At 59.9% G+C, this 13,409-nt stretch carries 12 protein-coding genes and 1 pseudogene; 9 read left to right on the top strand and 4 right to left on the bottom strand.

Features of this window, described 5'->3' with window-relative positions:
* Positions 1-12: 12 nt before the first annotated feature.
* Together AGR13A_RS17335 and AGR13A_RS17330 are read right to left on the bottom strand one after the other, a co-directional pair.
* Complete coding sequence (locus AGR13A_RS17335; protein ID WP_080837973.1) at positions 13-441, bottom strand: hypothetical protein; 429 nt, start codon at positions 439-441, stop codon at positions 13-15.
* 8 nt (positions 442-449) lie between these two features.
* Positions 450-2,402, bottom strand: coding sequence for a BTAD domain-containing putative transcriptional regulator (locus AGR13A_RS17330; protein ID WP_167377578.1), 1,953 nt, complete (start codon positions 2,400-2,402; stop codon positions 450-452).
* Between the two features lie 172 nt (positions 2,403-2,574).
* Between AGR13A_RS17330 and AGR13A_RS17325 the strand changes: the two genes are divergently transcribed.
* Positions 2,575-3,066, top strand: a complete 492-nt coding sequence (locus AGR13A_RS17325; protein WP_080837970.1) for a hypothetical protein — start codon at positions 2,575-2,577, stop codon at positions 3,064-3,066.
* A 163-nt stretch (positions 3,067-3,229) separates the two neighbouring features.
* Positions 3,230-3,571, top strand: coding sequence for a hypothetical protein (locus AGR13A_RS17320; protein WP_080840274.1), 342 nt, complete (start codon positions 3,230-3,232; stop codon positions 3,569-3,571).
* A gap of 28 nt (positions 3,572-3,599) precedes the next feature.
* Here AGR13A_RS17320 and AGR13A_RS17315 read toward each other — a convergent pair whose 3' ends face one another.
* Positions 3,600-4,739: an ROK family transcriptional regulator gene (locus AGR13A_RS17315; RefSeq protein WP_080837967.1), complete on the bottom strand. Its 1,140-nt coding sequence runs from the start codon at positions 4,737-4,739 to the stop codon at positions 3,600-3,602.
* A 93-nt stretch (positions 4,740-4,832) separates the two neighbouring features.
* On the opposite strand from AGR13A_RS17315, the gene AGR13A_RS17310 reads away from it, so the two are divergent.
* The 6 genes and pseudogenes from AGR13A_RS17310 (at position 4,833) to AGR13A_RS17285 (ending at position 11,067) form a co-directional block, all read left to right on the top strand.
* Positions 4,833-6,206, top strand: coding sequence for an ABC transporter substrate-binding protein (locus AGR13A_RS17310; protein WP_080837964.1), 1,374 nt, complete (start codon positions 4,833-4,835; stop codon positions 6,204-6,206).
* Positions 6,207-6,273: 67 nt separating this feature from the next.
* A pseudogene (locus tag AGR13A_RS17305) lies at positions 6,274-7,184 on the top strand (carbohydrate ABC transporter permease).
* Positions 7,184-8,269 (top strand): carbohydrate ABC transporter permease, encoded by a 1,086-nt coding sequence (locus AGR13A_RS17300; RefSeq protein WP_080837960.1) that lies wholly within the window; start codon positions 7,184-7,186, stop codon positions 8,267-8,269. Before AGR13A_RS17305 ends, AGR13A_RS17300 begins: the two are co-directional and overlap by 1 nt.
* A gap of 5 nt (positions 8,270-8,274) precedes the next feature.
* Complete coding sequence (locus AGR13A_RS17295) at positions 8,275-9,387, top strand: ABC transporter ATP-binding protein (protein ID WP_080837956.1); 1,113 nt, start codon at positions 8,275-8,277, stop codon at positions 9,385-9,387.
* An 11-nt stretch (positions 9,388-9,398) separates the two neighbouring features.
* Positions 9,399-10,124 carry a glycerophosphodiester phosphodiesterase family protein gene (locus AGR13A_RS17290; protein ID WP_080837954.1) on the top strand — a complete coding sequence of 242 codons (726 nt, stop codon included), beginning with the start codon at positions 9,399-9,401 and terminating at the stop codon, positions 10,122-10,124.
* Positions 10,125-10,152: 28 nt separating this feature from the next.
* A complete protein-coding gene (locus AGR13A_RS17285; protein ID WP_142170871.1) occupies positions 10,153-11,067 on the top strand; it encodes a TIM barrel protein in 915 nt (304 codons plus the stop codon).
* Positions 11,068-11,150: 83 nt separating this feature from the next.
* Here the strand turns inward: AGR13A_RS17285 and AGR13A_RS17280 are convergent, their stop codons facing one another.
* On the bottom strand, positions 11,151-12,548 hold the full coding sequence (locus AGR13A_RS17280) for a family 16 glycosylhydrolase (RefSeq protein ID WP_080837949.1): 1,398 nt from the start codon (positions 12,546-12,548) through the stop codon (positions 11,151-11,153).
* Between the two features lie 289 nt (positions 12,549-12,837).
* Here AGR13A_RS17280 and greA point away from each other — a divergent pair, with 289 nt between their 5' ends.
* A complete protein-coding gene (gene greA, locus AGR13A_RS17275) occupies positions 12,838-13,320 on the top strand; it encodes a transcription elongation factor GreA (RefSeq protein WP_080837946.1) in 483 nt (160 codons plus the stop codon).
* Positions 13,321-13,409: the final 89 nt, after the last annotated feature.

Raw genomic sequence — 13,409 nt, 5'->3', positions numbered from 1 at the left:
GCGGGACCGCCATCAGGGTGCCGCGTTGGTGTCGTCGGCAAGGATGGCGTCGAACAGTTCGCCGGTGATGGAACCGGCAGGGCCGACAGCCTTCAAAGCCGCTTCGATCGGCGCCTGCACCATGCGGTTGAAGTCCCAGCCGGCATCGACCACTTCGCCGATAAAGGCGAAATCAGCCTCCGAAACCACGGCGCCACCGGCGACGAGGGCTTCGATGCCCTGGATCTGAACCTGATCCAGCTCGGTCTCGGGCTGGCCGTCCTGGCGAACGAGCATGGATTTTGCAGCCGCTGCAACGCGTGCATAGCCATCCACGCCGGGATGGGCGGATTCATAGGCGGCAATCGTCTCATGCGATACGGACGCAACCCTGAGCGGCGCCGTGCGAATGAAGAGAACGCCGAAATCCTTTTTTCCGACAATGAAGAAATGCGAGGACATAATATCTCCTATTTGATCCCAGCTAATCGAAGAGCGTGATAGAACTTTTCATTCGCTATCGGGTCGCGGTCTGGAGACAGGCTGCTGATCTCCCTCGCCGTCATACCCGGATAGTTTTCCTGAAGCCTGCCGCCGGTTTCCCGGGCGGCGACCAAATCGCCGTGCAGCGCATGGCTTGCGGTCAAGACGCGCAGCGCTGGCTCGTCATTCTCCATCCGCCCGCATAATTCCACTGCTGCGCCGTAATCTTCGCGTTTGAACGCGATGCTGGCGCCCGCCCACCAGTAGATGTCGGGCGCGAGCGGGTTGAGGTCGATGGCCTGTTGAAACTTTTCCCAGGCGATCTCGGCATCGCCGAAATGGGCGAGCGCATCGGCGTGCTGGAGCAAAAGATCGGCGGAGTTGGGCGCAAGCGCTTCTGCCTCGAAGAATTTTTCGGCGGATATGTCGAAATCCCGCTGATAGAGCGCCACCACCGCGCACATCCAGTGGCCGACGCCAAGGGCCGGGTCGATTTCGATGGAGGCGTCGGCCTCGGCCTTGGCGCGGTGCAGCAGGTGTGGGTCGTTGCCACCCAGCATCAGCCACTCCAGCTGCAGGCTCTGCGCCACGCGGGCACGGGCAACCGCCATGCTGTGGTCGATATCGACCGCCTTGCGGAACATCGAACGGGCCCGCCGCAGCAGCGGCAGATCGCATTTGCCGCGCAGAAGCTGCTGGCCCTCCAGCAATTGCCGGTAGGCTTCGCCGCTATGGTTGCGGTCGGGTTCCACCTGTAGCCGCTCGATCTCGCGGGCAAGTGCGGCTGCGACCTGTTTGGACAGGAGCCGGAAGGCGGCGTGAATCTGCCGCTCCGTCAAGACAGCTTCCAGCGACCAGACGATCTCGCCAGTCGCTTCCTCGATCAGGGCAACCGACATGCGGGCATCGTCGAAAACCGTCGACATGATGCGATAATCCGCCCGCAACATGGCGTAGCTGTCATCGGTGCGGTCGCGCGTCAGCGCAAAGGTGCTGTGCGGCGAAAGGACCGTGAAGGTCCTGTATCGGACCAGGCTGTTGGCGACATCCTCGACGAAGGCCTGCATCACCGGCGAGACCGGCAGCCCGTCTACCCGCGCCGGCCGGCCAAAGGCGACGCGCGGTTTTGCCGTGGCCTTTCGGCGGCTGCCCTCGTCTGCCTCATTGGGGGCAGCTATCGTCGAAGTCAGGCTTTGTATCCGGCGTCTCAATGCCACCGTTTCGGCTTCCGGAGAGCGCTCTTCCTGACGCAGCTGTTCCAGCAGAAGCTGGAAAACGCCCTCGCAGGCGCTGGTGTTTCCGATCCGCGCATAGGCCGCCATGGCGGCGCGGTAGGTTTCCTCGCGCTCCGGCTCGATCTTGAGGGCGCATTCGGCAAGCCTGCCAATGTCGTTCGAACTGGCGCGGCCGAAGCGCGTCAGCTCCTCGAGCAGTTGCATATAGCTTGAAAAGAACAGGTCCTTGAGACGGCGTCGTTCCGACAGCAGCCAGAGATAAAGATGATCCTGCCCGGTCTCCAGCCCCTCCAGCAAATCACCGCCGAATTCAAGCAGGGCGTGCAGCCGGCGCATCGGGTCTTCGGATCGCGCACCGGTAAGGAAGATCGCAAGATCGGTGCGCTGCGCCAGCTTTCCGGCCTTCAGGTCGTTGCCTTCGGTCAGGAGAATCGCCTCGTCGCCATTGGGGAGCTTCTGAAGGCGCAGGATCAGCTGCCGCAGATTGCCAAGAGCCCTTTTCTGCTCGACATTTTCCCATAGGAGCGATGCGGCCTGCTGGCGGGAAAGCGACTGGTTCGGAGCAAGGATCAGGGCGGCGGTCAGGGCAAAGCCCTTGGACGGAAAAAAGGCGTCCCGCACCGCTTCACAGCGCGGGGTTCCAAAAAGCCGGATCGATATTAGTTCAGCGTGCCCAGCCACATTCGTCCCCTCATGATTCACCATCTAACAACGTGCCCGGGAAATTGAAAGTCATCATAGCGTTCCATTTGACGCTGGTGTGACGCGGGCTGGCTATTGTCGCAGACAGAAGCGTGGATGACGGGCGGAAAACAGCGAACATGCAGCGGGCAGGCATCGGGAATTTTCGAAATTGATTGCGTTTAACGGAAGCTACATGGCGTTCGAGCCGCGTATCGAACCTTACCAGCGTGCCGATGACGTCGGTTATGCGGTCAGCGAATTCATGTGGTTCAAGGGCCGTCCTTTCTATCCGGTCTCGGCGCTGGTTCACGCGAAAGTTGCCCATGCCAGGCTGTCGGCGGAGAAGAGCGACGATCAGGACGAGGACAATCTCGATATTCTCTTCCGCATGCCCGTCGTGGCAGGTGGGCATTTTTTCGAGATCGTCCTGCGTTCGAACGAAGGCACCTCCTATGGCGGCTGGCTGTGGGGGGAAGAACTGGAAATCCTGAACGAGGTCGTCAACGGCTATCGCGTTCTGGCGGGGAAATTCGACGACAGGTTGATCCGGTTCGAATATTCGAGGCGGTTTCAACGCTACCGGACGGCCGAGCCGCTTCCGGTGGAGAAATCCGTCTTCCTGATCCAGCGGGAGGCCAAGCCTTACGCGGGAAAAAGGGAGTTTCCCGGAAGCCCGGCGCGGTAACCGCCGGGCGCCAATCGGCTCCGGGAGGGCGGAAAGGTGCGCGGAAGACGCGGTTCGACAGGTGCTGAGCGACGTGCGTGAAGCGCAAGCATGTCCGGTAAAGCCACGGCTTTATCGGAAATCTCGGGGGAATATTTTTATTTTTATTGTGTGGAAAATTATGATGCCCAATAGAAGTAACATGCGTAACAGGCGGGTGTCATCGCAGCTTTTCGCGGTGAATTGCGCATCCGACAACGGCGTCCTTTCCCGCGCGGAGAGCGCCGGCGATGAGCCACGTCCACCGGTTCACAACGACCGGCTTTATGTCGTGGGCGAGGCCGAGCTTAGAGCGGGGCCGGTGTCGCGGCCGCCGCAGGAGCGGGCGGGCGAAGAGGCCGGACGCGCAGCCGAGATCAGTAATACCGTGGTCGATTCCGATATCCGGGCCGCCAAATGGGCCTGGGCGGTGCTGGTGATCGGGCATTGCTGGCTGATCTATTTCATGGTTCAGAATCTCGGCTGAGGCTTCTTCCGCAAACCGTGTTCCATTTTTAGCCCGCCTCGCTGACACCGTGCAGGATCATCGCTGCGGCGCCAAAGGCCACGGGATCTGTCGCCACGACCTCGGGCAACAGGATTTGCGGCTGTATCACCTTTGAACCGCTGAACGGGTCCGAGCGTTCGTAATCCAGCCATTGCGCCAGTCTCTCGCGTACCATGCGCGGCAAAGTGCCGCCGACAAAGATGGCCGTGGGGGCAAGGATGGCGCTGACGGCGAAGCCTAGGCGGGCGACTTCTGGTCCCGCCCGCTGGAGCCACCCATCAAACACGGCGGAATTGCGCGACAGATAATCCGTCCAGGCCTCGGGTGCGCGCCCGGCAGGTTTCTCACCCACATGCTCGAGACACCATGCGGCCAAATCTTCAAACGAAGGACGTGACGCGCCACGGCCGCGCAGGGCGCCAATCTCGCCGGCATTGCCGAGATAACCGCGAAAAAGCTCGTTCTTGATGATGATGCCGCCGCCTATCCCCTCGGACAGATAGAGATAGGCAAAGTTCTCATGTCCGGCGGTGTTGCCAAGTGTGAGCTCACCCATGGCGGCGGCATTCGCGTCGTTTTCGATGATGACCGGGCACCGCAATGCCTCGCGCAGCATGGCGGAAAGGTCCGATCCCGCCCAGGAAATCACCTCTTCGGCAAGATCGAGCGACATGGCTTCCTTGCGAAAGCGGGTCGGCATGGCGATCGCTGCGCCGATGAGGTCGCTTCTATTGATCGCGTTTTTCGCAAGCAGTTCCTCGGACCCGTCCTGAAGCGCCCGCTGAACATCCGAGAACGCACCATAGGAGCCCCGCAGCTGCAATTCGCCGACGATCTCCCCGCCGAAGTTCAAGAGCGTCAACATCACCGAATAGCGGTTGGCATGCGCGCCAAGGGCATAGCCGACGGTTTTTTTGAGCGTGAGGTCGATATGCGGTGCACCGCGACCTTCCTGCCGGCGTGCGCCCTCCTCGATAATGCCGCGCTGAAGCAGATTGCGTGTCATCATGCTGACGGCTGCCGGGGTTATGCTGCAGTACTCGGCCAGTTCCACGCGTGAGGCCGAACCTTTGCGCCTGATGTATCCCAGAAGCGCGCCCTGTGTTGCGCCAATGCCGGTCAATGCACCGTTTCGTCTGTCATTCAAGGTTTCGCTCTCCCAGCCTTATCTCCGGGAATGTCATAAAGCTGTAAATTAAGCAACTTAATTAAATAATCAGTTTCAACGGGAATGGATCCTATGTTCAAGTCTCTCTCCTTGGCGGCGACGGTCGCTCTCAGCGCGCTTTTGCCGGCTGTTGCCTTTGCCGAAGACATCAACATCAAGCTCTGGACACTTGCCGACAAGAATGCGCCCGGCCGCGTCACCAATATCGAGGCGGCGGCCGGTATCATGAACGCGCAGTTCAAGGCAGCAGGTGTCGACAAGCGCATCGTTATCGACATCAACAACAGCAGCGTACAGGGCTGGGACGCTTTCGCGCTGGATACGTTGAAGGCGTTTTCGGTGGGGCAGGGGCCGGATATTTACGTTCTGCCGCATGAGTGGATCGGCCAGTTCGCGCAGGACGGCTATGCGATGGCGATGGAAGACAAGATCGCTGCCACTCCGTGGGTCTATGGCGACATTCTGCCGGTTCTGTGGAATTCGGCCAAGGCGACGGACGGCAAGATTTACGGCATTCCGCAGGACGCGGAAATCCGCATGTTCTTCTACAACAAGGACATGCTGCGCAAGATCGGCAAGGATGAAGCCTTCATCGAAGGCCTGCCGGCCCAGGTTGATGCCGGCGAATTCACGCTCGATGATCTGACGGCGCTGTCGAAGGAAGTGGTTGATGGCAAGGTCGCGCAATATGGCATGCTGCACCGTCCGAATGTCGGCATCGATTATCTGATGGTGTTTCAGTCCTATGGCGTGAAGTTCATGGACGAAAAGACCGGCAAGCTGGTGTTCCCCAAGGCCGAGATGGCGAAGGCTCTCGGCTGGTACGAGCGTAACGCCAAGCAGGGCGTGACCCCGGTCGACAACACGGCCATGAGCTGGGAAGCGATCCAGACCGCATTCAAGCAGGAGAAGGCCTTCATTTTCCACCAGGGCGTCTGGGCGGTTGCCTGGCAGGTGGGTGAAAAGAATGGCGCGACCTGGCCGACCGATGGCGAGGGATATTTCAACAAGATAGGCTGGATTTCCGCACCGGCTGCCGAGAAGGGTGGCAAACCTTCCAACCTGTCGCACCCGCTGCTCTACACCCTCAATCCAAAGAGCAAGAATGCCGACGTCGCCGCCGATCTCGTGGCACTCGCGACATTGCCCTATTTCAACAACGAGCATGCCGTGACCTCCTATCACACGGCGATCAGCAACGCCCAGACGGCGATGCCGAAATATCGCGACAACTGGGTTCTTTCCGCTGCATCGCCGATGATGAAGGATGCGCAGTTCGTGCCCAACCACACCAAGTTCGGCAGCTACAACAAGGTGCTGTTCAGCGGTCTGCAGGCGGTTGAGACCGGCAAGATGACGGCTGCGCAGGCGGTCGATTTCATCGCCGACGAGCTCGAACTGCAATTCGGCGCAGAGATCGAAATCCGCGAAGCCGCAAGCAACTGAGTTTGCCAGAAACCACGCCGCCCGGCCTTGCCGGGCGGCTTTTCCGCGTTCCCACCGGTATATCGCAATGTCCCAATTCCAGCTCAGAGCGCGCCGTCCGGCCCGGCCGATCTTTTATCTGGCGCCCGCACTTGTCCTGCTCGGCCTGTTTTTCTCGCGCCGATCGTCGTCAATCTGGTGATCGCCTTTACCGATATGGGCGCAAATCTGAAGGTCGGCAAATTTACGGTCGAGAATTTCCAGCGCATGGTCCAGCGTGATATGCGCCTGCCGATCGTGCTGATGACGACGCTTGTCTATGTCGGCGCGACGCTGTTCCTCTTCAATATCGGCCTGGGTGCGCTGCTGGCCGTCACGACGACGGCGATACCGGACCGGCTCGGCAATTTCTTTCGCGGCCTGTGGCTGCTGCCGCGCATGAGCCCGGCCGTGCTTTATGGCGTGTTATGGATATGGATCGCCGATCCGACCTCTTCCGGCCTGCTCAACCAGTTTCTCGGCGCACTCGGTGCACCCGCTCTCAACCTGCGCAATGACTTTCCGCTGCTTCTGGTGGTCGTGGCGAACGGCGTCGTCGGCGCGTCCTTCGCCATGGTCATCCTCACATCGTCCATCCGCTCCATACCCTCGCATCTGGCCAATGCGGCGCGTGTCGATGGCGCCAGCGAATGGGGCGTGCTTCGCCATGTCGTCGCACCGGCGCTCTCTGCTCCCATCCGCTTCATCACGCTCTATCAGGCGCTGTCGCTGATGACGACCTATGAATATATCCTGCTGATCACCGGCGGTGGCCCGGTCTATGACAGCACGACCTATGCGCTTTATATCTACCGGCGCGCCTTCGAAAACGGCGCTTACGCCTATGGCGCGGCGCTGGCACTCGGCCTCATGGCCATCGGCGTTGCCGTGACACTCATCCAATGGCGTCTCAGCAACATGCGCTCGACCTTTGCTCCCGCCAAAATCGAGGTGCTGTGATGACGCTCGCCCACTCCCATGCGCCTGCCCACAGGAGCGCGCCTGACCTGAAGCCGGACTGGACGCGCCTTGAAAAGCGCAGTCTCGCGCATCGCGCCGGCTTTCTTCCGGTCATCCTCGTGTTCCTGACGGTCGTCTCTGTTCCCGTTCTCCTGCCCTATCTGTGGCTGCTGGTGAAATCGCTGACGAGTTCCGATGATAATCTCAGCCGGCTTGTCCTGTGGCGCAGCGGCGCAATCGCCGCTTTCGCTTATTGCGGGGCGATAGCGGTCGCAATTTTCTCCGCGCGCCTGCGCAATCCCGTGCTGTTGTGGCTGGCGCTTGGCGCCGTTGTTGCAGCACTCGTTTTCGTGCTGGTGCTGCCGCATCTGACCATTGAGAACTACAGTTTTCTGTGGAGCCGCGATATCGAGAAAACCGGCACCACGCGCATGGCGCTGATGCCGTCCATCTGGACAGCCATGCGCAGCTCGCTGCTGTTTGCCGGCTCCCAGACCCTGATCGTAGCGCTGGTCGCCACGCCTGCCGCCTATGCGCTGTCACGCTTTGCCTTTGCCGGACGCGAAAACCTGCTGCGAGGCCTTCTGCTGCTGCACGCCTTTCCGGCGCTTGCGCTCACCGTCGCGATCTTCGTGCAGCTGCACTACATGGGCCTTCTCAACAATCTCTTCGGCGTGGTGCTTGTCATGAGCGCACTGGAGCTGCCGTTTGCGATCTTCGTGCTCAAGGGCTTTTTCGACAATGTTCCTTGGGACATCGAAATGAGCGCCGTCACCGATGGCGCGACCCGCTTCCAGGCCTTTCGCATGGTGGTTCTGCCGCAGGTGAGAAGCGGGCTGATCGCGGTCGCCACCTTCACCTTTCTGCGCGGCTGGGAGGAATATGTCTTCGTCCAGACGCTGCTCATCGAAAAAAGCCAGATGACGATGAGCCTCTATCTCTTCTTCGTGGCACAGGACAGCGTCGGCGTGAATTACGGCATGATTGCCGCCGTCGGCATCATCTATCTGCTGCCTGTGCTGATCATTTACATCTTCACGCAGAAATACATCACCCAGATGAGTTTCGGCGGGATCAAAGGATAATCGCCATGGCCAGGATCACCCTTACCAACGTCACCAAAAGCTGGGGCGACACCCGGGTTCTGCAACCCATGACGCTTGCTATCGAAGACGGCGAATTCGTCGCCGTTCTCGGCCCGTCGGGATGCGGAAAATCGACCACGCTGTTCCTGCTTGCCGGGCTTTACGCGCCGACCGGTGGAGAAATCGCCTTCGACGGCCACAACGTCAATCGTATCGATGCGCGCGACCGCAATGTCGGCATCGTCTTCCAGTCCTATGCGCTTTATCCCAACCTGACGGTGCGGCAGAACATCGCCTTTCCGCTGCGTTTCAAGAATGTTGCGCGCGAGGAAGCGGCGCGGCGGGTGGAGGAGGCGGCAAGCCTCGTGCAGATCAGCGCGTTGCTTGACCGGCGGCCCTCGCAGCTTTCCGGTGGCCAGCAGCAGCGTGTGGCGCTTGCCCGGGCGCTGGTCAAGGAGCCCAACATCCTCCTCCTGGACGAGCCGCTCTCCAATCTCGATGCGACGCTGCGCATCACCATGCGCGCCGAGCTGAAAAGCCTGCAGAAACGGCTGAAGATCACCACGCTGATCGTCACCCATGACCAGATCGAGGCGATCACCATGGCCGACAGGATCATCTGCATGAACAATGGCGCGGTCGCCCAGATCGGCACGCCTGATGATCTTTATCGCCGACCCGACAATCTGTTCGTGGCCGGCTTCATCGGCACGCCGCCGATGAACCTCTTGAAGGGATGGTCGCAGGGCGGGCAGTTGCAGATTGGCGATGCCTTGCTCGATCTCGATGGTCCTTGCGACGGCGAGGTGACCTTTGGCCTGCGCCCGGAAGATATCGCCCTCATTGAACCTACGGAAGCGCGGCTTGCGGGGAAGGTTGCCACCGTCGAGCCCATGGGGCGCGAGGTGTTCTACACGATCGACACGCCTGCCGGCATGATCCATGCGCTGGAATATGGTGAAGTCATACGTCATGCGCCCGGCGAGCGGGTTGGTATCGGCTGCAAACCCGGCCTGACGCTTGTTTTCGACGCATCCGGCAACCGCATCGCCGGGCTTCACGCCGATCTTCCCCACCATTCGACCATTCCGGCACGTGAGCCGGAGCCCGTAAACTGACAGGACTTCCCATGCCCAAAATCGTCTCCCATCGTGGTGCCAACCGGTTCGCACCCGAAAACACCTTTGCCGCTGCCGACCTCGCCTTGCGACATGGGGCAGATTATATCGAGCTTGACGTGCGTGAGAGCGCTGACGGCGTTCTTTATGTCTTCCACGATGAAACGCTGGACCGCACCACCGACGGCACGGGGCCCATCGGCCATGCTCTTTCGAGCGAGATCGATGCGCTGGATGCCGGCGGCTGGTTCGGCGAAAGCTTCAAGGGGGCGATTGTGCCCCGGCTCGATGCCTATCTGCGCCATTTGCGCGGCCGCTGCGGGGTCTATGTCGAGCTAAAATATTGCGATCCCGTCAAGGTCGTAGCGCTGGTGCGCGGCCTCGGCATGGTGCGCGATACCTTCTTTTTCTCCTTTTCCGAGGAAATGCGCCGGGGCCTGGCCGCCGCCGCACCGGATTTCCGCAAGATGATGACGCTCGAAATTGCCAGGTCGCCTTCGCTCGCGGCCGCGGTGCACCATGCCTCGATCATCGAGATCACGCCGGAACAGATGCGCAAGCCCGGACTTGTCGAGGCATGCCGCAATGCGGGTCTCGAGGTCATGGTTTATTATGGTGGCGATGATGTCGACCTTCATAATGAGATCGCATTGGCCGGGGTAGACTATGTCAACATCGACCGCCCGGACCTGTTCGACACGCTACGGCGTGCCGCGCGGCTGCCTGAACTCGCATAAACTTCTTTACCCCCCTGGAGATGACGACATGAGCAATCTTATTGGTACCGGTTTTAACGCCGGCTCGGACGACGGCGAACTGGCCACCCTTGAAAACGATCTGCGCGCATTGGCCGATATTGGCTGCGACACTGTCGAACTGGCTGTGACCAGCCTCGATCTGATCGCAGGCGGCCGCATCATCGAGGAGCGTGCCGACCGGTTCGTGTCGCTCGCGAAACAGTTCGATTTCCGCTACACCGTGCACGGGCTGGTGTCCTCCAATTTCATGGATCCGGTGACCTGCCGTTACCAGATTGATGCCGCCAAGGCGCTGGCCGTCCTATGCGACCGTATCGGTGCCGGCATCCTCGTTCAGCATGGTGGTGCGCTGCGTGCGGACCAGATCGCCGAGCGAGCCGATGCCGATGCCCGTGAGCGGGAAGCGCTTTTTGAGCTTGCGGAATTCTGCAAGCCCTATGGCGTGCGTATCGCGCTTGAGAATATCTTCTCCACCGAGCCGGGCCAGTATCGCCAGACGCCCGCCGAAGTGGCGGCGACCGTGAAGGCTGTTGGTCACGACAACGTCGTGGCGCTGATCGACTTCAGCCATGCCTATATCGAATCCACCTATCGCGGTCTCGATTTCCGCGAGCAGCTTCGCGCCATGGCGCCGGTCGCCGGTCATCTGCATGTCCACGATTCCTTCGGTCGGCCGCAGGGTTTTTACCAGCCATATTTCGACCAGGAAAATACCGCGCTTGGCATTGGCGATCTGCATATGCCGCTCGGCTGGGGCGATATCGAATGGGAAAGCATCTTCTCGGAGCTGACCTTCCTGCCCGATACCGTCCTGATGATGGAAATCAGCCGCCGCTACCGGGCAGAACAGCCGGCGAGCCTTGAAACGGCTCGGCACCTCATGTCGCTCCACGCCGATCGGATGCAGATCGCGGCTGAATGACCAGCTTGCACAAGGCACAGCCCCGATAGGCTAATGCCTGAAACGCCGGCAGTTCTGGACGCGACTGCCGGCGTTGTCGTTCCTTACGCGGCCCAGTCGGAAAGCGAATAGGCCCTGATGTAGTCGATCATCATCTGAGAGCCATCGCTGAAATCACCGGCAGATGGCGTTCCCGCCATGCCACCGACGGCGAGATTGACGATCATATACATGGGGTCGTGCATATCATCGGGCGTATCCGTCTGTGCCACCGCGACATCGTCAAAATACCAGGTAATGTGTTCCGCGTCCCACAACACGCCGTAAGTGTGGAACCCTTCCGTGCTCGGCACGCTGACATTTTTGATAACAGACGTCTGTTCGCCCGTTGCATTGGAATGGGTGGACATGATCAGCGTATTGGGATTCTGGCCGCGCATTTCCACGATATCCAGTTCCGGTGGCCAAGATCCGTCTTCCGGCAGAAGCCAGAAAGCCGGCCATGCGCCCCGGTCGGTCGGCATATCGGCGCGGATTTCAAAATAACCATAGGTCTGGCTGAAGGAGGAATAGGTGTTCAGCATGCCCGACGTATAATCGTATCCCTCGACCTCATCGGCGACCGATTGTGCGGTTTCTTCAGCGGTGATGGTCAGGACACCGTTTTCCACACTGAAGGGATTGACCTCGGATGTCCCGGCATAAGCGGGGTTGATATACCATTGCGCTTCGCCATTCGTCGTCAGCGAACTTCCCTTTTCCGGCGCCCACCAATATTTGGCGTCCCAGGTGCCTTCACCCCCGCTGCGCAGAGAAAGCGCGTCGAATTCGTCGGCAAAGGTCTGGGTCAGCGAGGACCGGTCAAGGCTGAGTTCGAACTGGTCAGCCTGAAGATCGTCGATGGTTGTTCCTGCGAGAACGACAGCTTCGCCATTCGCGAAGTTCAGCCAGAGATCGCTGCCTTGCTGGGTGGCATTGCTGACGAGCTGGTCGAAGGAGGTAACGCCGTAACCATTCAGCCGGATCGTATCGTTGGCGCTGAAATCCATGATGAGGTCGGTGCCGTTGCCACTGGTGAAAACAAATGTGTCGGCACCGCCACCGCCGATCAACACGTCGTTGCCAGCGCCGCCATCGATCGTCTGGCTGCCCGATCCGCCGGTGATGATATTGTCGAGCGAATTCCCGAAGGCATAACGGCCGTCGCCTGTTACCCGCAGATTCTCGAAATTCTCGGGCAGGGTGTAGCTCATCCAGGTGTCGATCGTGTCGATGCCTTCGCCGGCGTTTTCCACGGCGCGATTGATGCTGGAATAGAGATAATAAATATCGTCGCCTGTGCCGCCCGCCATCGTCACATTCACGGAGCTGTCGCCCCACATGGAATCATTGCCGGCTGTGCCGGCAAGCAGCGGACCGGACCCGGTGGCGGAAAAAAATCCGGTGGAACTGCCACTATAATAAAGTGTGTCTCCAAGCGCATTCACTACTGTCCGGGTCATGAGCCGTCTCCTGTCCGTTAGCGTTGGCTTCCTCCTCCCACGGACCATCCTAACAGGGCAAAATGCCTGCTGTTAGGGCAAGATATGAGGGGTGCGTGTGTACCAGGCGAGAGTGCTGAAAAGCGTCGATTTGATTAACGAGCAGTAGCGCGGTCGGTGAACTCCGCTTCGGCCCGGTCCGCTTTGAAGCTATGGCTGGTTCTACTCTTGCCGTGCTCCAGCGTGTGGTGGCAGGATTGGACCGGAAAGAGATGTCTCAAGCGGCGTCTCACCGAAATGGAGTATCAGATTGAGTGTAGCCTTCACCAAGGAAGACAGTGCCGAAACCGCAGCCGAAACCGTTCTGCCGGATCGGGTGATTTCGCCGCATCCCAATTTGGTGACCGAGGCCGGGCTGAAAGCGCTGGAACAGCAATTGCGGTTGGCGCGCGAGGCCTGCGAGGCCGCCAATGCCGTCGAAGACGTCAATGAAAGACGGCGGCTTTCCGCGAGCCCTCTGCGGGACGTTCGCTATTTTGCGGAGCGCATTCGCACCGCCCAGCTCATGCCGAACCCGCCTGAAAATGGCATTGTTGCCTTCGGCAGCCTCGTGACCTTCAGCCGCGATGATGGGCGCACGCAACAGTTCCGGATCGTCGGCGAGGATGAGGCCGATCCTGCAACAGGATCAATCTCCTATGTGTCGCCGGTGGCACGGGTGTTGATGGGGAAAGTGGTGGGCGATGTCGTGAGTTTGGGTGGCAGCGAGATTGAAGTCGTCGGAATAGGCTAGTCGCCAGCTCAAAAAACTGAACCTATGGCCGCCGCGCAGATATATGATTTGATCGGCTTGGCGCTTGTTACCAATTTATTCCATCAGAA

This window comes from Agrobacterium genomosp. 13 str. CFBP 6927 (assembly GCA_900012615.1).
Lineage (GTDB): Bacteria > Pseudomonadota > Alphaproteobacteria > Rhizobiales > Rhizobiaceae > Agrobacterium.
Note: the sequence above shows the minus strand (reverse complement) of the source record. Positions and strands in the feature narration are given on the sequence as shown.